The sequence below is a fragment of the Polaromonas sp. C04 genome, from assembly GCF_002002705.1.
In the GTDB taxonomy this organism is placed as follows: Bacteria; Pseudomonadota; Gammaproteobacteria; order Burkholderiales; family Burkholderiaceae_C; genus Rhodoferax_A.
Window position 1 is genome coordinate 169551 of sequence record NZ_MUNS01000041.1, and the last position, 23011, is coordinate 192561.

The following is a 23011-nucleotide window of genomic DNA, read 5'->3' on the forward strand; positions in this document are numbered from 1 at the left end:
TGTTCCGGTTCTTCTTGTGAGGTCAGACGCGGTCGATGATCTTCTCGCCGAACAGGCCTTGCGGACGAAACAGCAGGAACACCAGCGCCAGCACGTACGCAAACCAGATCTCGATGCCACCGCCAACGAACGGGCCCAGATAGACCTCGGACAGCTTCTCGCCCACGCCGATGATCAATCCGCCGACGATGGCGCCGGGCACGGACGTCAGGCCCCCCAGAATCACCACCGGCAGGGCGCGCAGCGCGACCGTGGACAGCGAGAACTGCACGCCCAGCTTGCTGCCCCAGATCATGCCGGCCACCAGCGCCACCACACCGGCCACGCACCAGACGATGACCCAGATGCGGTTCAGCGGAATACCGATGGACTGCGCTGCCTGGTGGTCATCGGCGACCGCGCGCAGCGCGCGGCCGGTCGTGGTTTTCTGGAAGAACAGGCTGAGCAGCGCGACCAGCGTCGCCGCGATAGCCGCGGCGATCAGGTCTTCCTTGTTCACCAGCAGGCCGCCCGGAAACACCTTGTCGAGGATGAATACCGGATCCTTGGGCATGCCGATATCGATCTTGTAGATGCTGTCGCCAAAAATGCTCTGGCCCAGGCCCTCCATGAAGTACGCAATGCCCAGCGTGGCCATCAGCAGCGTCGTGGCCTCCTGATTGACCAGATGGCGCAGTGCGAGCCGCTCGATCAGCCAGGCGACGACAAACATGATCAAGGCGGCCACGATGAAGGCCAGCAGGTCGGTCAGCGGTTTGTAGGGCAGTCCGGTCCAGGCCGGAATCCACTCGGAGAACCGCGCCATGGCCAGGGCCGCAAACAGCACCATGGCGCCTTGCGCAAAGTTGAACACGCCCGAGGCCTTGAAGATCAGCACAAAGCCGAGCGCGACCAGCGAATACAGCATGCCGGCCATCAGGCCGCCCAGCAATGTTTCAAAGAAGAATGCCATCTTGTGAGTTCCTTGCGGTCAGTGGCTGGTGCCCAGATAGGCGCTGATCACGTCTTCGTTGCGGCGCACTTCATCCGGCGTGCCGTCGCCGATCTTTTTGCCGTAATCGAGCACCACGACGCGATCGGAAATGTCCATCACCACACTCATGTCGTGTTCGATCAGCACCACCGTGGTGCCGAACTCGTCGTTCACGTCGAGCACGAAGCGGCACATGTCCTGCTTTTCCTCCACGTTCATGCCGGCCATGGGCTCGTCGAGCAGGAGCACCTGCGGCTCCATGGCCAGCGCGCGTCCCAGGTCCACGCGCTTTTGCAGGCCATAGGGCAGCTGGCCCACGGGGGTTTTGCGCCAGGCCTGGATTTCGAGGAAGTCGATGATGCGCTCCACCGCTTCGCGGTGCTGGATCTCTTCGCGCTCGGCCGGGCCCAGGCGCAGCGCCTGCCACAGCAGGTTGCTTTTGATCTTGAGGTTGCGCCCGGTCATGATGTTGTCGAGCACGCTCATGCCCTTGAACAGCGCCAGGTTCTGGAAGGTGCGCGCCACGCCCATTTCGGCCACTTCGCGCGAGTTCATGTGCGCGAAGGTCTTGCCCCGAAAGCTGATGGTGCCCTGCTGCGGCGTGTAGACGCCGTTGATGCAGTTCAGCATCGAGCTCTTGCCGGCGCCGTTGGGACCGATGATGGCGCGGATCTCGTGCTCTTTGACGTTGAACGAGATGTCGGTCAGCGCCTTCACGCCGCCGAAGCTCAAACTGATGTTGTGCACGTCGAGAATGACGTCGCCTATTTTCTTGTTCATGCGGCTGCCTTCACGGGCGCGAAGGTTTTGGCGTCGCTGATCTTCAGGGTCGCGCTGACGCTGCCGCTGCGCCCGTCCTCGAACTTCACCACGGTTTCAATGAACTGCTCGGCCCGCCCGCCGTACAGCGCGTCCACCAGCGGCTGGTATTTTTCCGCGATGAAGCCGCGTCGCACCTTGTTGGTGCGCGTCAGCTCGCCGTCATCGGCATCGAGTTCCTTGTGCAGCACCAGAAAACGGCTGACCTGCGAGCCCGCCAGCAGGGTGTCGGCGCTGAGGTCGGCGTTGACCTTTTCCACGCATTCCTTGATGAGCTGGTACACCTCGGGCTTTTGCGCCAGGTCGGTGTAGCCGGCATAGGGCAGGTTGCGCCGCTCGGCCCAGTTGCCCACGGCGTCGAAGTCGATGTTGACCATCACGCAGACCTTGTCGCGGCCGTCGCCATAGGCCACCACTTCCTTGATGTGCGGGAAGAACTTGAGCTTGTTCTCCACATATTTGGGCGCGAACATCGCGCCGTCGAAGGCGCCGCCCTTCAGGCGCCCCACGTCCTTCACGCGGTCGATGATCTTGAGGTGCCCGCTGGCGTCCAGAAAGCCGGCGTCGCTGGTGTGGTACCAGCCGTCGGCGCTCAAGACCTCGGCCGTGGCGCTGGGGTTTTTGTAGTATTCCTTGAGCAGGCCGGCCGACTTGACCAGCAGCTCGCCGTTCTCCGCCACCCTGATCTGCACGCCCTGGATGGGCACGCCCACCGTATCGGCGCGCGCCTGGTTGTCGGGCTGCAGGCACACGAACACGGCCGTCTCGGTGGAGCCGTACAGCTGCTTGAGGTTGATGCCGATCGAGCGGTAAAAGGTGAACAGGTCGGGGCCAATGGCCTCGCCGGCCGTGTAGGCCACGCGCACGCGGGAAAAGCCCAGGTTGTTGCGCAGCGGGCCGTACACCAGGACGTTGCCCAGCTTGTAGAGCAGCGCGTCCACGAAACCCACCGGTTTGCCGTCCATCAGCGCGGGGCCGACGCGCCGGGCCACGCCCATGAAGCTGTGGAACATCGCGCGCTTGAGGCGGCTGGCGTCTTCCATGCGGATCATCACGCCGGTCAGCAGGCCCTCGAAGATGCGCGGCGGCGCAAAGTAATAGGTGGGGCCGACTTCCTTGAGGTCGATCGTGACGGTGCTGGCGCTTTCGGGGCAGTTGACCACGTAGCCGCAGCACAGCCACTGCGCGTAGCTGAAGATGTTCTGCCCAATCCAGGCCGGCGGCAGGTAGGCCAGCACTTCTTCCTTGTTGGTGAGGTGGTCGAATTCGGCGCCGGCCCGCGCGCGATCCAGCAGCGAGTGGTGCGTGTGCACCACGCCCTTGGGGTTGCCCGTGGTGCCCGAGGTGTAGAACATGCCCGCCACATCGTCCGGGCCGATCTGCTCCACCGCGGATTTGAAGAACCCCGGGTTGGCGGCGGCGAAGGCCTTGCCGGATTCGATCAAGGCGTCCAGCGCCAGCAGGCCTGGCTCGGCGTAATGGCGCAGGCCGCGCGGGTCCTCGTAAAAGATGTTCGAGAGTTGCAGGCACCTGCCTCGAATTTCCAGCAGCTTGTCGACCTGCTCCTGGTCCTCGGCAAAAGCGAAGCGCACCTCGGCGTTGGTGATGGGGAACACGCATTCAGCCGCCACCGCGTCCTGGTACAGCGGCACCGGAATGGCGCCGAGTGACTGGATCGCCAGCATCGTGGCGTACAGCTGCGGGCGGTTCGAGCCGATCACCACCATGTGCTCGCCGCGCTGCAGTCCCATCTCGTGCAGGCCGCAGGCCAACTGCTCGACAAGCAGGGCCATGTCGGCCCAGCTGCGGGCCTGCCAGATGCCGTATTCCTTCTCGCGCATGGCGGGCGCAGCGGGCCGCTCGGCGGCGTGTTTCAGCAGCAGTCGGGGAAACGTGGTCGGCATGGCGGTGTCTTGTCTCCAGAATGTCGAGATCTCACGCAGCCCAGGCAGGACGCAAGATCGTTGTCATGGCCGGATACTAGGGTCGAGTTTGACGTTTTGTTGTCGTTCCGACGACAATTTAAGGGTGAACACTCCCCGGACTTTCCCGCACTATGGTTGTGGCGCGCCATGTCGACCGACCTGACCCTGCACCAGCGCCGGCGCATGCCCGCTGTTGCCGAACTGGAGGGCGTTCCCTGGCTGCGTGCGCTGGCGCCGGCCGAGCGTGAGCGGGCACTGGCCGAACTCCAGGTGGGCGACGCCCGCGTCGGCGACTACGTATGCCGTGTGGGGCGGCCGGTGACCTACTGGTTCGGCGTGGTCGAGGGCCTGCTCAAGATGAGCAGCGACAACGCGCAGGGCCAGACCATGACCTTCACCGGCATCCCGCCCGGCGGCTGGTTCGGCGAGGGCACGGCGCTCAAGCGCGAGCCCTACCGCTACAACATTCAGGCCTTGCGCAAGAGCGTGGTGGCCGGCCTGCCGGTGGACACCTTCCACTGGCTGCTGGACCACTCCATCGGCTTCAACCGCTTTGTCATGAACCAGCTCAACGAGCGGCTCGGCCAGTTCATCGCGGCGCGCGAGATCGACCGCATGACCAATGCCGACCTGCGCGTGGCGCGCAACCTGGCCGCGCTGTTCAACCCGACGCTGTTTCCCGGCGTGGGCGAGGTGCTGCGCATCACGCAGCAGGAACTGGCGTACCTGGTGGGCCTGTCGCGCCAGCGCGTCAACGAGGCGCTGACCGCGCTGCAGGCGCAGGGCATGATCCGGGTCGAATACGGCGGGCTGCGCGTGCTGGATCTGCAGGCACTGCGTTCCAGTATGGTTTGAATGAAATCGGGCTCTAGCCCTTTATCCACATGAACTTATAGCTATTAAATTAATAGTCGTGCGGGTCTCTGCGTGACCGATCAGCAACGCGCCGGCGGGGCCGCGCGCCACGGGTTTTTTACGCATTTTTGACAAAGCCCCTCGAAGTTTCATCCCTGTTTTTACGCACCAAAACATAGGCTTACCCCATCGTTTTGATCGGGAGAAGTCGCGTGGACATTGTCTTTGTGGTTGCCGTCGCCGTGTTTTGGGGCGCGCTGGCGGGGCTGGTGTGGGGCTTTCAGAAGCTCGAAACCGGCACGGGAGGCCGGCCATGATCGGCCTGGGTGCTCTGTACGTGCTGGGCGGCCTGTGCGCCGTCGCGTTGCTGGCCTACCTGGTCTATGCGCTGATCCGCGCGGAGGAGTTCTGATGAGCGCCTTAGCCTGGGGCCAGCTGGCCCTTTATCTGATCGTGCTGCTGGTGCTGGCCTGGCCCGTGGGGCGCTGGCTGGCGGCGCTGTGCGCGGGCCGGTTGCCCGGCTGGATGCTGCGCTTGGAGGCGCCGCTGTACCGGCTCGCCGGCACCTCGGCGCAGCGCTCCATGAACTGGGTGCAGTACGCGCTGGCGCTGCTGGCCTTCAATGCCCTGGGCGCGCTGGTCGTCTATGCGCTGCAGCGCCTGCAACTGTGGCTGCCGCTGAATCCGCAGCACATGGCGGCCGTCACGCCCGACTCGTCGTTCAACACCGCCGTGGCGTTCGCGACCAACACCGACTGGCAGGGCTATGCCGGCGAAGCCACCATGAGCTACCTGACGCAAATGCTGGCGCTCGCGGTGCAGAACTTCTTCTCGGCCGCTACCGGCATCGCCGTGGTGTTCGCGCTGATCCGTGGGTTCGCCGCGCGCTCCAGCGGCGTGCTCGGCAACTTCTGGGTCGATGTGACGCGCGTCACGACCTGGCTGCTGCTGCCGCTGGCGCTGGTGTTTGCCGTGTTCCTGGTGAGTCAGGGCGCGATCCAGAATTTCGACGCCTACAAGGACGTGACCCTGCTGGAGACCACCAGCTACCAGCAGCCTAAAAACGGCCCCGACGGCCAGCCTTTGAAGGACGCCAAGGGCAACCCGGTGATGGAAGACGCGAAGACTTCCACGCAGACGCTGGCCATGGGGCCGGTGGCGTCGCAGGAGGCCATCAAGATGCTGGGCACCAATGGCGGCGGCTTCTTCAACGCCAATTCGGCGCATCCGTATGAGAACCCGACCGCGCTGGCCAACTTCTTCCAGATGCTGTCCATCTTCCTGATTCCGGCCGCGCTGTGCTTTGCCTTCGGCCGCGAGGTCGGCGACCTGCGCCAGGGCTGGGCGGTGCTGGCGGCCATGACCATTTTGTTCGTCGTTGCCGTGATCGCCATCACACCGGCCGAGCAGGCCGGCAACCCGCTGCTCACACCGCTGGGGGTGGACCAGGGGATGAGCGCGCTGCAATCCGGTGGCAACATGGAGGGCAAGGAAGTGCGCTTCGGCATCAACGCCTCCAGCCTGTTCGCGGTGATTACCACCTCGGCCTCGTGCGGCGCCGTGAACGCCATGCACGACTCGTTCACGCCACTGGGCGGCATGGTGCCGATGGTGATGATGCATCTGGGCGAAGTGGTGTTCGGCGGTGTCGGCTCCGGCTTGTACGGCATGCTGGTGTTCGCCATCCTCGCGGTCTTCATCGCCGGACTGATGATCGGCCGCACCCCGGAATACCTGGGCAAGAAGATCGAGTCCTACGAGATGAAGATGACCTCGATCGCGATCCTGGTGACGCCGATCCTGGTGCTCGCGGGCACCGCGGTGGCGGTGCTGGCCGGCGCCGGCAAGGCGGGCATCGCCAATCCGGGCGCGCATGGCTTCTCGGAGATTCTGTACGCCTTCACGTCGGCTGCCAACAACAACGGCAGCGCCTTTGCCGGCCTGTCGGCCAACACGCCGTTCTACAACGTCCTGCTGGCGGTGGCGATGTGGTTCGGCCGCTTCGGCGTCGTGGTGCCGGTGCTGGCCATTGCCGGCGGCCTGGCACGCAAGAAACGTCTCGCGGTGACGGCCGGCACCATGCCGACGCACGGGCCGCTGTTCGTCACGCTGCTGATCGGCACGGTGCTGCTGGTGGGCCTGCTGAACTACGTGCCGGCGCTGGCGCTCGGGCCCGTGGTTGAACACTACATGCTGTGGGGGGCTCACTGAGAATCATCATGACCCAACAAAAATCCTTTTCACTGTTTGACCCGGAGCTGCTCAGGCCCGCGATCACCCAGTCCTTTGCCAAGCTGAACCCGCGCGTGCAGTGGCACAACCCGGTGATGTTTGTCGTGTATATCGGCAGCATCCTGACCACGCTGCTGGGCATCCAGGCGCTGCAGGGCCACGGCGAGGCGCCGGCCGGTTTCATCTTCGCCGTGGCCGTGTGGCTGTGGTTCACCGTGCTGTTCGCCAATTTCGCGGAAGCCATGGCCGAAGGCCGCGCCCAGGCGCAGGCGTCCTCGCTGCGCGGCATCAAGAAGGCGGCCTGGGCCAAGAAGTTCGGCGAGCCGCGGGACGGCGTGTTCCACGGCACTACCTGGATTCCCGAGCAGGCCGAGAACCTGCGCCGCGGCGACGCGGTGCTGGTGGAGGCGCACGACATGATCCCGCTCGACGGCGAGGTCATCGAAGGCGTGGCCTCGGTGGACGAATCGGCCATCACCGGTGAATCGGCGCCCGTGATCCGGGAGTCGGGCGGCGACTTTTCGGCGGTGACCGGCGGCACCCGCGTGCTGTCGGACTGGCTGGTGGTGCGCATCACGGTGAATCCCGGCGAGAGCTTCATCGACCGCATGATCAGCATGGTGGAGGGTGCCCGCCGCCAGAAGACCCCCAATGAGATCGCGCTGACGATTCTGCTGGTGGCGCTGACCATCGTGTTCCTGGTGGTCACCGTGACGCTGCTGCCGTACTCGGTGTTCAGCGTGGAGGTCACCCAGGCCGGCACCGCCGTGACGATCACGGCGCTCATCGCGCTGCTGGTGTGCCTGATTCCCACCACCATCGGCGGCCTGCTGTCGGCCATCGGCGTGGCCGGCATGAGCCGCATGATGCAGGCCAATGTAATCGCCACTTCCGGGCGCGCGGTGGAGGCCGCCGGCGACGTGGACGTGCTGCTGCTCGACAAGACCGGCACCATCACGCACGGCAACCGCCAGGCGTCGGCGTTCCTGCCGGCCCCCGGCGTCACGGAACTCGCGCTGGCCCGAGCCGCCATGCAGGCCTCGCTGGCGGATGAAACCCCCGAGGGCCGCAGCATCGTGGCGCTGGCCCAGCGCCTGAGCGGCGCCACGGCACTGTCCACCAGCGTGGGCGCCATGAGCGCCGTGCAGTCGCAGGCAGAGACTGGCGAAGCGACAAGCGTGGGGGCGGTTCCAGTGCCTTTTACCGCGCAGACCCGCATGAGTGGCGTCGACGTGCAGCGGGGGGGCGGTGGTGTGCGCATGCTGCGCAAGGGCGCGGTGGATGCAATTCGCCGGCATGTCGAGGCGCATGGCGGAAGCCTGCCGGCCGAGGTGCTGCGCGCCGCCGACGACGTGGCGCGCCGCGGCAGCACGCCACTGGCGGTGGCCGACGGCAACGCTGTGCTGGGCGTGGTGGAACTCAAGGACATCGTCAAGGCCGGCATCAAGGAGCGTTTCGGCGAGCTGCGCCGCATGGGCATCAAGACCGTGATGATCACCGGTGACAACAAGCTCACCGCCGCGGCGATTGCGGCCGAGGCCGGTGTGGACGACTTCCTGGCCGAGGCCACGCCCGAGGCCAAGCTCCGGCTGATCCGCGAATACCAGGCCGAGGGCCGCCTGGTGGCCATGACCGGCGACGGCACCAACGACGCCCCGGCGCTGGCCCAGGCCGACGTGGCGGTCGCGATGAACAGCGGCACCCAGGCCGCCAAGGAGGCCGGCAACATGGTGGACCTGGACTCGAATCCAACCAAGCTGCTGGAGGTGGTGGAAACCGGCAAGGCGCTCTTGATGACGCGCGGCTCGCTCACCACGTTCTCGATTGCCAACGACGTGGCCAAGTACTTCGCCATCATTCCGGCGATTTTTGTGACCACCTATCCGCAGCTCGCGGTGCTCAATGTGATGCGGCTCGGCAGCCCGTCGTCGGCCATCCTGTCGGCGGTGATCTTCAACGCGCTCATCATCGTTTTCCTGATCCCGCTGGCGCTCAAGGGCGTGAAGTACCGCGCGGTCGGCGCCGCCGTGCTGTTGCGCCGCAATCTGCTGATCTACGGGCTCGGCGGGCTGATCGTGCCCTTCATCGGCATCAAGCTCATCGACCTGCTGGTGACCGCGTTCCACCTTGTCTGAAGAGGCCACCGTGAAAAACCTTCTCATACCTTTACGCCCGCTGCTGGTTCTGTTCGTGGCCCTGAGCCTGCTCACCGGCCTGGCGTACCCGCTGGTGGTCACCGGCCTGGCCCGCTCGCTGTTTCCCTGGCAGGCCGGCGGCAGCCTGATCCTGCAGGGCGGCAAGCCGGTGGGCTCGGCACTGATCGGCCAGAACTTTGCCGACCCCGGGCATTTCTGGGGCCGCCTGTCGGCCACCACGCCGATGCCCTACAACGCCACGTCCTCTGGCGGTTCGAATTTGGGGCCGCTGAACCCGGCGCTGCTTGATGCGGTCAAGGCCAGGGTCGAGGCGCTGCACGCGGCCGACCCCGGCAACCCGTTGCCGGTGCCGGTGGACCTGGTCACGGCCTCGGGCAGCGGGCTCGATCCGGACATCAGTCCGGCCGCTGCCGACTACCAGGTGGCGCGGGTGGCGCGGGCACGCGGGCTCGACGCGGGCCGCGTGCAGGCGCTGGTGGCCGCGAACACCCAGGGCGCCCTGTGGGGCTTCATCGGCGAGCCGCGCGTCAATGTGCTGCGCCTGAACCTGGCGCTGGACGCCCAGAAATAGATGCAAACCATGGGCAAATGGCGACGATGAAGTAACCTAGGCTCCATGGTGGAATCACCGAACCAGCGCCCCGACCCCGACGAACTGCTGCAGCGCCTGCAGCAGCAGGAGGCGCAGAGCCAGCGCGGCAAGCTGCGCATCTACTTCGGCGCCAGCGCGGGCGTGGGCAAGACCTACGCCATGCTGAGCGCGGCCCAGCGCGAGCGCCAGGCGGGGCGCGACGTGCTGGTCGGCGTGATCGAAACCCATGGCCGCAGCGAAACCGCGGAGCTGCTGGCGGGGCTGGAGCAACTGCCCCTGCGCGAGGTGGCGTACCGCGGCCGCACGCTGCGCGAGTTCGACCTCGACGCGGCCCTGCGCGCCGGCGCGTCGCGCAAGCCGCTGCTATTGCTCGTGGACGAATTGGCGCACACCAACGTGGAGGGCTCGCGTCACCCCAAACGCTGGCAGGACGTGCAGGAGCTGCTGGAGGCGGGCATCGATGTCTGGAGTGCGCTCAATGTGCAGCACCTCGAGAGCCTGAACGGCACGGTGGGCGCCATCACCGGCATCCGCGTGCACGAAACCGTGCCCGACACCGTGCTCGATGGCGCCGACGAAGTCATCCTGGTCGATATCACGCCCGACGAACTGATGACCCGCCTGAAGGCCGGCAAGGTGTACCTGCCGCAGCAGGCCGAACGCGCGGCGCAAAACTTCTTTCGCAAGGGCAATCTGATCGCGCTGCGCGAGATCGCGCTGCGGCGCACGGCCGAGCATGTCGAAGACGACGTGCGCAGCTACCGGGTGGCGCAATCCATTGCGCCGGTCTGGAACACGGAGGGCTCGATCCTGGTGTGCATCGGCCCGCACCCCGGCGCCGAACAGACGGTGCGCAGTGCCGCGCGGCTGGCCGGGCAGCTTGGCGTGCGCTGGCATGCGGCCTATGTGGAGACGCCGGCGCTGCAGCGCCAGGGCGCGGCCGAGCGCGACCGCATTCTGGCGGTGCTCAAGCTGGCGCAGGAACTGGGTGCCGAAACGGCGGTGCTGGCCGGCAGCGACGCGGTGGCCGAGCTCGTGCGCCAGGCCCAGACCCTGAACTGCGCGACGCTGGTGGTGGGGCGGCCCCGCGTGCCGGCCTGGCAGGCGAGGTGGCGCCTCGGCCCGCCGACCATGACGCGCCGCCTGGCGATGCTGGCGCCCACGCTCGACATCATCGAAGTCGCCCAGGCCGACAGCGCGCGCAGGCTGGCCCGGGCCGTGCACCGCACGCATGACGAGGAAGAGGCCGCGCCCTGGCGCGAAGCCTGGCCGCGCTATGCCTGGGCCGTCGCCACCTGCCTGCTGACCACCGCGCTGTCCTTGCCGCTGCTGCGCTTGCTGGACCTCGCCAACATCGTCATGCTGTTCCTGCTCGGCGTGGTGCTGGTGGCGGTGCGCTGGGGCCGCGGCCCGGCTGCGCTGGCCGCAGTGTTAAACGTTGCCGCATTCGATTTCTTTTTTGTCCCGCCGCGCCTGTCCATGGCCATCAGCGACGCCCAGTACCTGGTGACCTTTGCGGTCATGCTGGGGGTGGGACTGCTGACCGGGCAGCTCACCGCGAACCTGCGTTTTTCCGCGCGCATCGCCGCGGGCCGCGAGCGGCGCGCCCAGGCGCTGTTCGAGCTGACGCGCGATTTGTCGGGCGCCTTGCTGACCCGCCAGGTCGCCGAACTGGGCGAGGCCGCGGTGCAGCGCACCTTTGGCGGCCAGGCCCGCGTGCTGGTCACCGATGCCGCCGACCGGCTGGTGGTGGACGGCTCGGCGCCGGACGGGCTCGATGCCAGCATCGCCGACTGGGCCTTTCACAACGAGCAGCCGGCCGGACTCGCAACCTCCACGCTGCCGTCCCATGCCTGGCACTACGTGCCGCTGAAGGCGCCGATGCGGGTGCGCGGCGTGCTCGCGTTGCAGCCCGCGCAGCCGCGCTGGCTCCTGATTCCCGAGCAGGTGCAGCAGCTGGAGACGCTGGCGCGCCAGATCGCGATTGCGCTCGAGCGCGTGCACTACGTGGACGTGGCGCAGGAGGCCCTGGTGCAAATGGAATCCGAGCGGCTGCGCAACGCCTTGCTGTCCGCCATCTCGCACGACGTGCGCACGCCGCTCACGGCACTCATCGGGCTGGCCGAGTCGCTGCAGCAGTCGCTATCAAAGTCCGCATCGGCGCTCGGCCCGCAGCAGGCCGAGACGGCGCAGGCGATCACCGGGCAGGCGCGTCAACTCAATGCGCTGGTGAACAACCTGCTCGACATGGCGCGCCTGCAAAGCGGTGCGGTGAACCTGCGCAGCGAGTGGCAGTCGGTCGAGGAGGTGGTCGGGTCCGCCATCCGCGCGGCGGCGCACGCGCTGGGCGGGCAGGCCGTGCAGACCGAGATCCCGGCGGATCTGCCGCTGGTGGAGTTCGACGCGGCGCTGATCGAGCGCGTGCTGGTGAACCTGCTGGAAAACGCCGCCAAATATGGGCGGCCACCGATCGTGATCAAGGCCGGCGTGACGCCGCAGGCGCTGGTCTTGAGCGTGCGCGACCATGGGCCGGGGCTGCCCGCCGCGCTCAAGGGGCGCGAGTCCGAACTGTTCGAGAAATTCACGCGCGGCGCCGCGGAGTCGGCTCAGCCGGGGGTCGGTCTGGGGCTGGCAATCTGCAAGGCGGTGGTGGACGCGCACCGCGGGCAGATCGTGGCCGCCAATGCCTTGGGCGGTGGCGCAGAATTCACCCTCACGCTGCCGCGCCGTCCACCGCCCGAACCTGTCGAGTAAACCGCCCCATCATGCCCCCTCCGATCGCCGTCGTCATTGAAGACGAGCCGCAAATTCGCCGCTTCGTGCGGGCCGCGCTCGAGGCCGAGGGCTGGCAGGTGCATGAGGCCGGGACGGCCCGGCGCGGCTTGAGCGAGGCCGGCACGCGCAAGCCCGACCTGCTGGTGCTCGACCTGGGCCTGCCCGACGGCGACGGGCTGGACGTGATCCGCGACGTGCGTGGCTGGTCGGGCGTGCCCATCATCGTGCTGTCGGCACGGCAGGGCGAGGCCGACAAGGTGGCCGCGCTCGATGCCGGTGCCGACGACTACCTGAGCAAGCCGTTTGGCGTCGGCGAGCTGATGGCGCGGGTGCGTGCCAACCTGCGCCGCCCGCGTGCATCCGGCGCGGACGGCGCCGTGGAGAGTGATCCGCAGTTCCGCTTTGGCGACGTGGTGGTGGACCGGCAGGCCCGCGTGGTGACGCGCGCCGGGGTGGAGGTACACCTCACGCCGATCGAATACCGCCTGCTGCTGGTGCTGGTGGCCAACGTGGGCCGCGTGCTGACGCACCGCCAGCTCCTGCGCGAAGTCTGGGGTCCGTCGCATGCCGAACAGAGCCACTACCTGCGCATTTACATGGGGCATTTGCGGCAAAAGCTGGAGCTTGACCCGGCGCAGCCCCGGCACCTGCTGACGGAAACGGCGGTGGGCTACCGGCTGGTTGCGGGGGATGCCTGAGAATTTGAGAGAAAATGGCGTATAGCCCATGCCGCTATTGCGCAAGTAGCTACAAAATATATAGCACATGACCGATTCCAGACCCACTCCCGCGTTCCGCCGGGCGCCGCCCCCCGACAACAAGCCGCGGCCGAGTGGCCCGCCGCCCGCGCTGAAGGCTACCGGCCCGGGCGTGCGGGTGGCGGCGTCGGGCGCCCCCACGACCCGGCTGAACAAGCGCATGGCCGAGCTCGGCCTGTGTTCGCGCCGCGAGGCCGACGACTGGATCGACAAGGGCTGGGTCAAGGTCAACGGCGAAGTCGCGCCCATGGGCCTGCAGGTCAAGCACAGCGACCGCATCGAGATCGACAAAAAGGCCCAGGGCCAGCAGGCCACCCAGGTCACCATCCTGCTCAACAAGCCCATGGGCTATGTGAGCGGCCAGGCCGAAGACGGGCATCAGCCGGCCGTGACCCTGGTGACCGCGCAGAACCGCTGGCCGGACGACAATGCGCGCTTTTTCTTCCATCCCTCGCAGTTGCGCGGCCTGGCGCCGGCCGGGCGGCTCGACATCGACTCGATCGGCCTACTGGTGCTGACGCAGGACGGCCGCGTGGCGCGCCAGCTGATCGGCGAGGACTCGCAGATGGACAAGGAATATCTGGTGCGCGTCAGCCTGGGCGAGACCGTCACCAACGTGCAGGCCGCGTTCCCGGCCGAACAGCTGGCGCGCCTGCGCCACGGCCTCGCCCTGGACGGCCAGCCGCTGAAGCCCGCGCAGGTCGAGTGGCAGAACCCCGAGCAGCTGCGCTTTGTGCTGACCGAGGGCAAAAAGCGCCAGATCCGGCGCATGTGCGAACAGGTCGGGCTCAAGGTGGTGGGCCTCAAGCGCATCCGCATCGGGCGCGTGGTGCTCGGCCATCTGCCGGTCGGGCAGTGGCGTTACCTGGCACCGCACGAGCGGTTCTGACGGCTCAGCGTGCTCATTCAGAACTAAGTCTGCATTGCCAGACTCCAATTGGTCAGTTGCGTTCGCTGGAATTACGGGAGTCGAGGGGTCGCAATGCGCGTGCTGCTGGTAGAAGACGACGACATGATCAGGCACAGCCTGCAGGCTGCGCTGGAGGCTGCGGGCTGGTCGGTCGATGGCGTGCGCGACGGCGAGCTGGCGCAAAGTGCGCTGGCCGATGGCGACTATGCCTGCATGCTGCTCGACCTCGGGCTGCCCAAGCGGGACGGTACCGAGGTGCTGCGCCGTGCGCGCGAGCGCGGCGATACCACGCCGGTGCTGGTGCTGACGGCGCGCGACGCGCTGGACGATCGCGTGTACAGCCTGGACCTCGGCGCCGACGACTACCTGCTCAAGCCGTTCCAGTTCCCCGAGCTGCTGGCGCGCATGCGCGCGGTGATCCGGCGCCGCTCGGGGAGCGCGCATTCGCGCATTGGCACGGCCGCGCTGCAGCTCGACCTGACCACGCGCGAGGTGTGGGTCAACGGCACGAGCGAGGCCCTGACGGCGCGCGAATTCGCACTCCTGCATGCCCTGCTGGAACGCCCGGGCGCGATTCTTTCGCGCGAACAGCTGGAGAGCCGCATCTACGGCTGGGGCGAGGAAGTGACCAGCAATGCCGTGGATGTGCTGATCCACGGCATGCGGCGCAAGCTGGGTGCACAGGCCATCCGCAACGTGCGCGGCCTGGGCTGGCGGGTGGCTGCGCCGTGAGCGCCGCGGCCAGGCCATGGTATCGCCCGCGCTCGCTGCGCGCGCAGTTGCTCTTGTGGCTGGTGACGCTGCACGTCGTGGCGGCGGGCGCGACGGCCTGGTTTTCGTATGGCGCCTATGGGCGCCTGGTGAATACCTTCATGGACGAGCAGATGCGCCTGGTGGCCGAGTCGCATCCCGCCCATCATGGGGTGCCGGCGTTGTCGCCGCTGGCCAATGAGAAGGCACTGGCCCTGGGCGCCGTTGCGGTACAGGTATGGAGCGCCGACGGCGGCCAGCTGCTGGCCACGTCGTGGAGCCCGCTGGCGGTGCCGCTGCAGCCCGTGCCCGGCTTCAATGACGTGCGCACCGGCCCCGCGGCCGCCGACCTCTGGCGCGTCTACACCGCCGCGCCCGGCCCGCATGCCGGCCAGCCCCGGGTCCAGGTGCTGCAAAGCGAGGCATTTCGCCACCGGCGCATCGTGCGTCGTACCCTGCTCGAAGGGTTGCCGATCGCGCTGATGCTGCCCGCTGTCCTGCTGAGTCTGTGGCTGATCGTCTCGGCGGCGCTGCGTCCCATGCGCGCGGCGGCGCGCGAGGTGGCCGCACAGGACGAGCGCAGCATCGCCGAAATCTCGCTCGCACGGGTTCCCGACGAAATCGCGCCATTGGTGGCCGCCTTCAACAACCTGCTGGGCCGCCTGAACGATGCCTTCGCGGCACAGCGCCAGTTCGTGCAGGACGCCGCGCACGAGCTGCGCACGCCGATGGCGGCCATCGGCCTGCAGATCGAGAACCTGCGCAGCCATGTGCCGCCAGGGGAGGCGGCCGAGCGTTTTGCCTTGCTCGAGGCTGGCGTGACGCGCGCGCAGCACCTGCTGGAGCAGCTGTTGAACCTGTCGCGCCAGAGCGCGCCCAGGCCAGGGCCCATTGATGTTGTGGATGTGGCGGCGCTGCTGCGCGAGAGCATCAGCCAGCTGATGGTGCTGGCCGACCAGCGCCGCATCGATGTGGGCTACGAGGGGCAGTGCGCGGCGCGGGTTGCTGCGCCGGCGGCCGAGCTGCACAGCGTGTTCGACAACCTGATCGACAACGCGCTGCGCTACAGCCCCGAGGGCGGCGTGGTCGACGTGCGGCTGCACGAGTTTGAAGGGCATCCGGTGGTCGACGTGGTGGACAACGGTCCGGGTATTGCGCCGCAGTGGAGCGGGCGGGTGTTCGACCGGTTTTTCCGGGTGCCCGGTTCCGTGGCCGGCGGCAGCGGGCTCGGCCTGGCGATTGCGCAGGCTGCGGCGCAGCGTTTTGGCGCGCGCATCGAGCTGCGCAACCGCAGCGCCGGGGATGGCGGCGGCGGACTGCTGGCGCGTGTGCACCTGCCCGCACAGTGACGTTCGTGCATCCGCGCTAATTCCAGGCTCATTTTTTGCTCATCGCCGGCTCACACAAGCGGCCTAGAGTCCGTTACAGGCTGCGCCGCTGGCATGTCGCTGGTGGCGCGAGACCCGAAACCCAATCACCCACGGAGGTTTTCATGCGTACATCCACAAAAATCCTGAGCGCCATGGCCGTCCTGGCCGCCTTTGGCTCGACCGCGAGCTTTGCCCAGAAGGAGGCCCCCGGTCAATCGACGTCCATGCCGATCATGTCCACGATGTCCCGGGCTGACGTTCAGGCGGCGGTGCTCCGGGGGGGCAGCGGGGCGGGTCAGGAAGCACCGGGTCAGTCGGAGGCGGTGCCAGTCCAGTCCACGCTGTCTAACGACGATGCGCATCAACAGGCGATGACGGCAAGCCATGGCGGCGCCGGCAAGGAGGCGCCGGGGCAATCCACCGCCATGCCGAACCATAGCTGAGTACGGCCCGGCTTTGCGAATTGCGCGGCACTCCCGTGCCGCGCAGCGAGATGCGGCGCATCCGCGCCTGCTGTGGCGGGCGCTGACATGCGCTGATGCGGTCTTGCTCTTGACCCGGCATGCCGGCAGGCTTGAATCCGGGAAGTTCACCCATAATTGAAGTTTGCCCGTTGCGCGCCTGTTTCCGGCGCCCGGGTGTCTGTCGTCAAAAACTTCAATGTCCGTATGAGCAAACAAACCCTTTCCTTCCAGGCCGAAGTGGCCCAGTTGCTGCACCTTGTCACGCATTCGCTGTACTCCAACAAGGAAATCTTCCTGCGCGAGCTGATCTCCAACGCCTCCGACGCCTGCGACAAGCTGCGCTACGAGGCGCTGAACAACCCGGCCCTGCTGGAGGACGCACCCAACCTGGAAGTGCGCGTGAGCGTGGACAAGGCGGCCCGCACGCTGACCATCACCGACAACGGCATCGGCCTGTCGCAGCAGGAGGCCATCGACAACCTTGGCACCATCGCCAAGAGCGGCACGCGTGACTTTGTCAGCAAGCTCAGCGGCGACCAGAAGGCCCAGGCGGACGAGCAGGGCCAGCTGATCGGCCAGTTCGGCGTGGGCTTTTACTCGGGCTTCATCGTGGCCGACAAGATCACGGTGGAATCGCGCCGCGCCGGCCTGCCGGCGGAGCAGGGCGTGCGCTGGGTCAGCGACGGCGGCGCCAGCGGCGGCGGCGCCTTCGAGGTGGAAAACATCACGCGCGCGCCGCGCGGCACCAGCGTGACCCTGCACCTGCGCGAGGACGCGCAGGATTACCTCGGCGCCTGGAAGCTCAAGGGCATCATCAACAAGTACTCCGATCACATCAGCCTGCCCATCCTCATGCAGAAGGAGGAGTGGAAGGAAGGCGAAGAAGGCAAGGGCGGCGAGATGGTCACCACCGACGAGTGGGAAACCGTGAACCAGGCCAGTGCACTATGGACGCGCCCCAAGAAGGACATCACGCCCGAGCACTATGCCGAGTTCTACAAACAGATCAGTCACGACCACGAGGCGCCGCTCGCCTACACGCACAACCGCGTCGAGGGCAGCACCGAATACACGCAGCTGCTGTACATCCCGTCCAAGGCGCCGCTGGACCTGTTCAACCGCGACAAGGCCGCCGGCATCAAGCTCTATGTCAAGCGCGTGTTCATCATGGACGACGCCGAGGCGCTGATGCCGGTGTACCTGCGCTTCGTCAAGGGCGTGGTCGATTCCAGCGACCTGCCGCTCAACGTGAGCCGCGAACTGCTGCAGGAAAGCCGCGACGTGCGGGCCATCCGCGAGGGCAACACCCGGCGCGTCCTGTCGATGCTGGAAGACCTGGCGAAAAACAACCGGCCGGCGGACGATGCCAGCGAGGAAGACAAGGCCGGCGCCGGCAAGTACGACAAGTTCTACGCCGAGTTCGGCGCCGTGCTCAAGGAAGGCCTGGGCGAGGACTTTGCCAACCGCGAGCGCCTGGCCAAGCTGCTGCGCTACGCCTCCACCAGTTCCGACACGGCCAGCGTGAGCCTGCTTGAGTACAAGGCGCGCATGAAGGAGGGCCAGGAGGCGATCTACTACATCACCGCCGACACCCTGGCCGGCGCCAGGAACAGCCCGCAGCTCGAAGTGTTCAAGAAAAAGGGCATCGAGGTGCTCTTGATGACGGATCGCGTGGACGAGTGGGCGCTGAGCCACCTGCACGAGTTCGACGGCACGCCACTGCAGTCCGTGGCGCGGGGGGCGGTCGATCTGGGCAAGCTGCAGGACGACGCCGAGAAGAAGGCGGCAGATGTTGCTGCCGAGACCTTCAAGCCGGTGCTGGCCAAGCTGAAAGAGGCACTCAAGGACAAGGCCGAGGACGTACGCGTGACCAGCCGCCTGGTCGATAGCCCGGCTTGCCTGGTGGTGCAGGAACACGGCATGAGCACCCAGCTCGCGCGCATGCTCAAGCAGGCCGGCCAGACGATGCCCGACGTCAAGCCCGTGCTCGAAGTCAACCCCGAGCACCCGCTGGTGAAGAAGCTGGCGGCCGGCGACGACGCCTCGGTGCACTTCCACGACCTGGCAAACATCCTGTTCGACCAGGCGCTGCTGGCCGAAGGCGGCCTGCCCGACGATCCGGCGGCTTATGTGAAGCGGGTCAACGCGCTGCTGGTTTGAGCGTTTTTACGCACAGTGCGTCGCGGACCGCCGCGCGAACGTCGGAGGCTTGAAAGCCATAGACCCCGAGCGGCACGAAAAAGTGGGGTTTAATGAAAACTGGGGACCGTGCCCAGACCCGCTTGCCGCCGCCCTGGCCGTGCGGCTCTGACGCATGCGCTTGAACAGCCACGAGGAATCGCCATGCTTCATGACCACCATTCACGCTCAATCGGGTCGGCGCAAAGCGCCCTTGCCGTTCAAGGGTACAGCCCGGTGGCGAAATGGCTGCACTGGCTGGTCGTGCTTTTGGTATTGACGCAATTCCTGACAGCGATCCTGATGCCAGAGATCGGGCCCGACACCGTGCCAGCAACGCTGATCAGCCTGCACTTTTCGTTCGGAGTTCTGATCCTCGTCGTGATGGCGATCCGCTTCATTTACCGACGGCTCTATCCGGTGCCGCTGGACATGCCCGGTTCGCCCGCGTGGGAGCGCCGGGCTGCCCGTGCAACCCATCTGGCTTTTTATTTCATTTTGCTGGTCGGGCCGTTCCTGGGCTGGGCCTCGGCATCCGCCCACAAGCTTGCCGTGAATGTGTTCGGCATCATTTCCCTGCCCGCCATCGCGGCCCCCAAGGCACGCTGGGCACTGACCGCGGGCGATATCCATGCCTCCATGATGTGGGTGTTGCTGGCGCTGATCGCGCTGCACGCGGCGGCGGCGTTTTATCACTACCTGTTCGTGCACGATGGCGTGCTGCAGCGCATGCTGCCCGCTCCCCGGGAGTGAATTCCGAAGCGTCCGCGCCCGGGCTGGCCGGATGAGGGCGATATTCATCGGGAGGACGCTGAGCGGCACCGTTCTGCACTTCAAGGCGCGCGGGTGGCCTGATCCGGCCAACCCAGCCGCATCATGGCGATTTCTCGCAGGTAATCGTCGCGTTCTCGCGAGACAGGCCTCCGACGGGCGCGTACGATTCAGGGGCCGTTTTCCCTCCCATCCGCAGAACCCAGAGCACCGCCCATGAGCAACAGTATCGCGACCCGCGCCGCACCGCCGGGCACGAAGGCCCCCACCCGCTTTCGGGTGCTGGGGGCGATCAGCTTTTCGCACTTCCTCAACGACATGATCCAGTCGCTGATCCTGGCGATCTATCCCCTGCTCAAGGGCGAGTTCAGCCTGAGCTTCACGCAGATCGGCCTGATCACGCTGACCTACCAGATCACCGCCTCGCTGTTGCAGCCGGTGGTGGGCCTGTATACCGACAAGCATCCCAAGCCCTATTCCCTGGCGTTCGGCATGGGCGCCACGCTGATCGGCCTGCTGCTGCTGTCCGTCGCGCCGAACTTTGGCATGGTGCTGCTGGCGGCCGCGCTGGTGGGGACGGGCTCCTCCATCTTCCACCCCGAATCCTCGCGCATCGCGCGCATGGCGTCGGGCGGCCAGCATGGCCTGGCGCAATCGATCTTCCAGGTCGGCGGCAACATGGGCAGCGCCGTCGGCCCGCTGCTGGCGGCGGTGATCATCATTCCGCGCGGTCAGTACGCGGTGGCGTGGTTCGGGCTGGCCGCGCTGATGGCGATCATCGTGCTGTGGAAAATCGGGGGCTGGTACAGGCAGCAGCAATTGGCGGGCGTGGGGCGCAAGAAGAAGGCCGCCGTGGCCGTGCACGATCCGCTGCCGCGGCGCACCGTGGCGTGGGCCTTCCTGGTCCTGATGGTGCTGGTCTTCTCCAAGTATTTCTACCTGACCAGCATCACCAGCTACTACATTTTCTATTTGATGAGCAAATTCCACTTGTCCGTGCAGTCGGCGCAAGTGCATCTGTTCGTGTTCCTGTTTGCGGTGGCGGCCGGCACCATGCTCGGCGGCCCGATCGGCGACCGCATCGGCCGCAAGCTGGTGATCTGGGTGTCCATTCTCGGCGTGGCGCCGTTCACGCTGCTGCTGCCCCACGTCAACCTGATGTGGACGGGCGTGCTGACCTTCGTGATCGGCCTGATCCTGGCCTCCGCCTTCTCGGCGATCCTGGTGTTTGCGCAGGAACTGGTGCCCGGCAAGGTCGGCGCCGTCTCGGGCATGTTCTTCGGCTTTGCGTTCGGCATGGGCGGCATCGGTGCCGCCGTGCTCGGCAGTCTGGCGGACACGCACGGCATCGAATATGTCTATCGCCTGTGCGCGTATTTGCCGCTGCTGGGCATGATGGCAGTGTTTCTGCCCAACGTCGAACGCCACCGCGTCAAGTAATCATCTGCCGCGCCGCCGCCACAGATGCTGCGCCAGCAGGCCGACGACGAAGACGTTGCCGGCCAGCACGCCCGCGCTGATGATCGACGGCTGGTGCAGCAGATGGCGCAGTTCCAGCGGGATATACAAGCCGCCCGACAACGCGCCCAGCCATTCGGCCCAGACCCGGTCATTCCATAGCCCATAGGCTTCGGCGAAGCGCAGCGCGACGTAGGCCACGGCCAGCATCACGAGCAGGTGCAGGTTGGCGCCGGGCAACAGCCCTGCGTAGTGCAGAAGAATCGATGGATAGTGCTCGTCCGGCTGCAACCCGAAGCGGCCGATCAAGTCAATCACCAAGTGCTTCACATCGCGATGCTCCAGGTTGATCACACCGATCATCGCAATCAGCGCGGCGAAGCCCTTGAGGGCCTCGAACAGGGCGACCGCGCGCAGCGCGCGACGTTGCGCGATGAGGTGTTTCGGAGCGGTGCGGGCGACGGGCAACGGCTGGCTCATCAGGAATTTTTTGCCGGCACTACGGCAGGATCCCCAGCACGGTATCCGGCGGGCGGCACAGCCGCGCGCCGCGCGGCGTGACCACGATCGGCCGGTTCATCAGGATCGGGTGCGCCACCATGGCGTCGATCAGCGCGTCGTCGGGCAGTGCGGGGTTGTCGAGCCCGAGTTCAACGCACAAGGCCTCCTTGCTGCGCAGCACCTCGCGCACCGGCAGCTTCAACTGCGCGATGAGTTCGACCAGCTTCTCGCGGCCGGGCGGGTGCTTCAGGTAGTCGATGACCTCGGGCTCGATGCCGTGCTCGCGAATCAGGCCCAGCACGGTGCGCGAGGTGCCGCACTTCGGGTTGTGGTAGATCGTGACGGGGTTCATGGGCATTCTCCGGAAGAAATGAAACAGGGGGCGGGATGATTCTTCAGACCACCAGCGGCGGCTCCTGCATGGCCTCGATCTGTTCGTGCAGCATGTCGACCTGGCCCTTCCAGTAGTCGCTCGAGCCGAACCACGGGAAGTTGATCGGAAAGATCGGATCGGCCCAGCGCCGCGCGAGCCAGGCGCTGTAGTGGATCAGGCGCAGCGTGCGCAGCGGCTCGATCAGGGCCAGCTCGCGCCGGTCGAACGCGCGGAACTGTTCGTAGCCGTCGAGCAGCCCGCTGAGCTGCGCCGTGCGCTGGCGTCGGTCGCCGCTGAGCAACATCCACAGGTCCTGCACTGCCGGCCCGCTGCGCGCGTCGTCCAGGTCGACGAAGTGCGGGCCGCCGCCGGGCCGCTCGGTCGGCGTCCACAGGATGTTGCCGGGGTGGCAGTCGCCGTGCAGCCGGATGAATTGCAGCGGTTCGGTGTCAAATGAGCCGGTAGCCCTTGTCTCCATTGCGCTGGCAGCTATTAAATCAAGAGCATCGGTGCAAGCCGCCTGCCACGTGCCCTGCACGTCGAGCGGGATCTTGTCATGCGCCAGCAGCCAGTCGCGCGAGGCGGTGCCAAAGCTTTGCAGGTCCAGCGCCGGGCGGTGTACGAACGGCCGCGCCGCGCCCACGGTGTGGATGCGCGCCAGGAAACGCCCGATCCACTCCAGCACCTCGAAGTCGTCGAGCTCGGGCGCTCGCCCGCCGCGGCTCGGGCTCACGCTGAAGGCGAAGCCGGCGAACGCGTGCAGCGTACGATCGGCCAGCACCAGCGGCCCAACGACCGGGATTTCCGCCGCCATCAGCTCGGCCGCGAAGGCGTGTTCTTCGAGTATTTGCGCCTCGCTCCAGCGCCCGGGCCGGTAGAACTTGGCGACCACGGCGCTGCCGTCTTCGAGGTGGATCTGGTAGACGCGGTTCTCGTACGAACTCAGCGCCATCAGGCGGCCGTCGCCGTACAGGCCGACGCTGGCCAGGGCATCCATCACCACGTCGGGCGTCAGCGCCTCGTAGGGATGGGACGGAGAAGTCGCGGTGGAGGAAGGGGGCATGCCTTGATTGTCGCTCGTGGCCTGCGGCCCCCATCCCAGCCTTCCCCCAGAGGGGGAAGGGGCAAGACGAAGCAGCGCTTGAGGGAAG

Annotated in this window: 19 protein-coding genes and 1 pseudogene; 14 read left to right on the forward strand and 6 right to left on the reverse strand. The window is 66.7% G+C overall.

The window, feature by feature from the left end:
* Positions 1–22 precede the first annotated feature (22 nt).
* The 3 genes from B0E49_RS17260 to B0E49_RS17270 are packed head-to-tail and all read right to left on the reverse strand — an operon-like array spanning position 23 to position 3696.
* Positions 23–952 (reverse strand): branched-chain amino acid ABC transporter permease, encoded by a 930-nt coding sequence (locus B0E49_RS17260; RefSeq protein ID WP_077563660.1) that lies wholly within the window; start codon positions 950–952, stop codon positions 23–25.
* A gap of 18 nt (positions 953–970) precedes the next feature.
* The gene (locus tag B0E49_RS17265) at positions 971–1753 is read right to left on the reverse strand and encodes an ABC transporter ATP-binding protein (RefSeq protein WP_077563661.1); all 783 of its coding nucleotides are present in this window, start codon (positions 1751–1753) and stop codon (positions 971–973) included.
* Entirely contained in the window at positions 1750–3696 is a 1947-nt protein-coding gene (locus B0E49_RS17270; RefSeq protein ID WP_077563663.1) for an AMP-dependent synthetase/ligase, read from the reverse strand. Before B0E49_RS17270 ends, B0E49_RS17265 begins: the two co-directional genes overlap by 4 nt.
* Positions 3697–3864: 168 nt before the next feature.
* On the opposite strand from B0E49_RS17270, the gene B0E49_RS17275 reads away from it, so the two are divergent.
* The 14 genes from B0E49_RS17275 (at position 3865) to B0E49_RS17340 (ending at position 20968) form a co-directional block, all read left to right on the forward strand.
* Positions 3865–4572, forward strand: coding sequence for a Crp/Fnr family transcriptional regulator (locus B0E49_RS17275; RefSeq protein WP_077563664.1), 708 nt, complete (start codon positions 3865–3867; stop codon positions 4570–4572).
* 313 nt (positions 4573–4885) lie between these two features.
* The gene (kdpF, locus tag B0E49_RS17280; protein ID WP_077563666.1) at positions 4886–4984 is read left to right on the forward strand and encodes a K(+)-transporting ATPase subunit F; all 99 of its coding nucleotides are present in this window, start codon (positions 4886–4888) and stop codon (positions 4982–4984) included.
* The gene (gene kdpA, locus B0E49_RS17285; protein WP_077563668.1) at positions 4984–6783 is read left to right on the forward strand and encodes a potassium-transporting ATPase subunit KdpA; all 1800 of its coding nucleotides are present in this window, start codon (positions 4984–4986) and stop codon (positions 6781–6783) included. Before kdpF ends, kdpA begins: the two co-directional genes overlap by 1 nt.
* Positions 6784–6791: 8 nt before the next feature.
* Positions 6792–8939, forward strand: a complete 2148-nt coding sequence (kdpB, locus tag B0E49_RS17290) for a potassium-transporting ATPase subunit KdpB (protein ID WP_077563670.1) — start codon at positions 6792–6794, stop codon at positions 8937–8939.
* A gap of 10 nt (positions 8940–8949) precedes the next feature.
* Complete coding sequence (gene kdpC / locus B0E49_RS17295; RefSeq protein WP_077564182.1) at positions 8950–9531, forward strand: potassium-transporting ATPase subunit KdpC; 582 nt, start codon at positions 8950–8952, stop codon at positions 9529–9531.
* A 45-nt stretch (positions 9532–9576) separates the two neighbouring features.
* Positions 9577–12306: a DUF4118 domain-containing protein gene (locus B0E49_RS17300; protein WP_077563672.1), complete on the forward strand. Its 2730-nt coding sequence runs from the start codon at positions 9577–9579 to the stop codon at positions 12304–12306.
* A gap of 11 nt (positions 12307–12317) precedes the next feature.
* Positions 12318–13025: a two-component system response regulator KdpE gene (gene kdpE, locus B0E49_RS17305; RefSeq protein ID WP_077563674.1), complete on the forward strand. Its 708-nt coding sequence runs from the start codon at positions 12318–12320 to the stop codon at positions 13023–13025.
* A gap of 67 nt (positions 13026–13092) precedes the next feature.
* Positions 13093–13974: a pseudouridine synthase gene (locus B0E49_RS17310; protein WP_077563675.1), complete on the forward strand. Its 882-nt coding sequence runs from the start codon at positions 13093–13095 to the stop codon at positions 13972–13974.
* 93 nt (positions 13975–14067) lie between these two features.
* On the forward strand, positions 14068–14727 hold the full coding sequence (locus B0E49_RS17315) for a response regulator (RefSeq protein ID WP_077563677.1): 660 nt from the start codon (positions 14068–14070) through the stop codon (positions 14725–14727).
* Positions 14724–16094, forward strand: coding sequence for a sensor histidine kinase (locus B0E49_RS17320; RefSeq protein ID WP_077563679.1), 1371 nt, complete (start codon positions 14724–14726; stop codon positions 16092–16094). The genes B0E49_RS17315 and B0E49_RS17320 overlap by 4 nt, the downstream gene beginning before the upstream one ends.
* A gap of 143 nt (positions 16095–16237) precedes the next feature.
* Entirely contained in the window at positions 16238–16558 is a 321-nt protein-coding gene (locus B0E49_RS17325) for a hypothetical protein (protein WP_144264611.1), read from the forward strand.
* A gap of 225 nt (positions 16559–16783) precedes the next feature.
* A complete protein-coding gene (htpG, locus tag B0E49_RS17330) occupies positions 16784–18739 on the forward strand; it encodes a molecular chaperone HtpG (protein ID WP_077563682.1) in 1956 nt (651 codons plus the stop codon).
* Between the two features lie 183 nt (positions 18740–18922).
* A complete protein-coding gene (locus B0E49_RS17335) occupies positions 18923–19510 on the forward strand; it encodes a cytochrome b (RefSeq protein WP_077563684.1) in 588 nt (195 codons plus the stop codon).
* Between the two features lie 234 nt (positions 19511–19744).
* Positions 19745–20968 carry an MFS transporter gene (locus B0E49_RS17340; protein WP_077563685.1) on the forward strand — a complete coding sequence of 408 codons (1224 nt, stop codon included), beginning with the start codon at positions 19745–19747 and terminating at the stop codon, positions 20966–20968.
* Here B0E49_RS17340 and B0E49_RS17345 read toward each other — a convergent pair whose 3' ends face one another.
* From B0E49_RS17345 to B0E49_RS17355, 3 genes and pseudogenes are all read right to left on the reverse strand, one after another.
* Positions 20969–21466, reverse strand: coding sequence for a DUF2127 domain-containing protein (locus tag B0E49_RS17345; RefSeq protein WP_077563687.1), 498 nt, complete (start codon positions 21464–21466; stop codon positions 20969–20971).
* Between the two features lie 22 nt (positions 21467–21488).
* Positions 21489–21839: pseudogene (arsC, locus tag B0E49_RS17350) on the reverse strand (arsenate reductase (glutaredoxin)); the annotation flags it as partial.
* A 43-nt stretch (positions 21840–21882) separates the two neighbouring features.
* Positions 21883–22923, reverse strand: a complete 1041-nt coding sequence (locus B0E49_RS17355; protein WP_077563691.1) for a serine/threonine protein kinase — start codon at positions 22921–22923, stop codon at positions 21883–21885.
* Positions 22924–23011: the final 88 nt, after the last annotated feature.

Bases quoted from the DNA above. Each gene is read 5' to 3' on its own strand.
- B0E49_RS17345 (WP_077563687.1), bottom strand. From the start codon at position 21,466: ATGAGCCAGCCGTTGCCCGTCGCCCGCACCGCTCCGAAACACCTCATC.
- B0E49_RS17340 (WP_077563685.1), top strand. From the start codon at position 19,745: ATGAGCAACAGTATCGCGACCCGCGCCGCACCGCCGGGCACGAAGGCC.
- B0E49_RS17260 (WP_077563660.1), bottom strand. From the start codon at position 952: ATGGCATTCTTCTTTGAAACATTGCTGGGCGGCCTGATGGCCGGCATG.
- kdpB (WP_077563670.1), top strand. From the start codon at position 6,792: ATGACCCAACAAAAATCCTTTTCACTGTTTGACCCGGAGCTGCTCAGG.
- htpG (WP_077563682.1), top strand. From the start codon at position 16,784: ATGAGCAAACAAACCCTTTCCTTCCAGGCCGAAGTGGCCCAGTTGCTG.
- B0E49_RS17325 (WP_144264611.1), top strand. From the start codon at position 16,238: ATGCGTACATCCACAAAAATCCTGAGCGCCATGGCCGTCCTGGCCGCC.
- kdpE (WP_077563674.1), top strand. From the start codon at position 12,318: ATGCCCCCTCCGATCGCCGTCGTCATTGAAGACGAGCCGCAAATTCGC.
- B0E49_RS17355 (WP_077563691.1), bottom strand. From the start codon at position 22,923: ATGCCCCCTTCCTCCACCGCGACTTCTCCGTCCCATCCCTACGAGGCG.
- B0E49_RS17270 (WP_077563663.1), bottom strand. From the start codon at position 3,696: ATGCCGACCACGTTTCCCCGACTGCTGCTGAAACACGCCGCCGAGCGG.
- B0E49_RS17335 (WP_077563684.1), top strand. From the start codon at position 18,923: ATGCTTCATGACCACCATTCACGCTCAATCGGGTCGGCGCAAAGCGCC.
- B0E49_RS17300 (WP_077563672.1), top strand. From the start codon at position 9,577: ATGGTGGAATCACCGAACCAGCGCCCCGACCCCGACGAACTGCTGCAG.
- B0E49_RS17315 (WP_077563677.1), top strand. From the start codon at position 14,068: ATGCGCGTGCTGCTGGTAGAAGACGACGACATGATCAGGCACAGCCTG.
- B0E49_RS17310 (WP_077563675.1), top strand. From the start codon at position 13,093: ATGACCGATTCCAGACCCACTCCCGCGTTCCGCCGGGCGCCGCCCCCC.
- B0E49_RS17275 (WP_077563664.1), top strand. From the start codon at position 3,865: ATGTCGACCGACCTGACCCTGCACCAGCGCCGGCGCATGCCCGCTGTT.
- B0E49_RS17265 (WP_077563661.1), bottom strand. From the start codon at position 1,753: ATGAACAAGAAAATAGGCGACGTCATTCTCGACGTGCACAACATCAGT.
- kdpA (WP_077563668.1), top strand. From the start codon at position 4,984: ATGAGCGCCTTAGCCTGGGGCCAGCTGGCCCTTTATCTGATCGTGCTG.
- kdpF (WP_077563666.1), top strand. From the start codon at position 4,886: ATGATCGGCCTGGGTGCTCTGTACGTGCTGGGCGGCCTGTGCGCCGTC.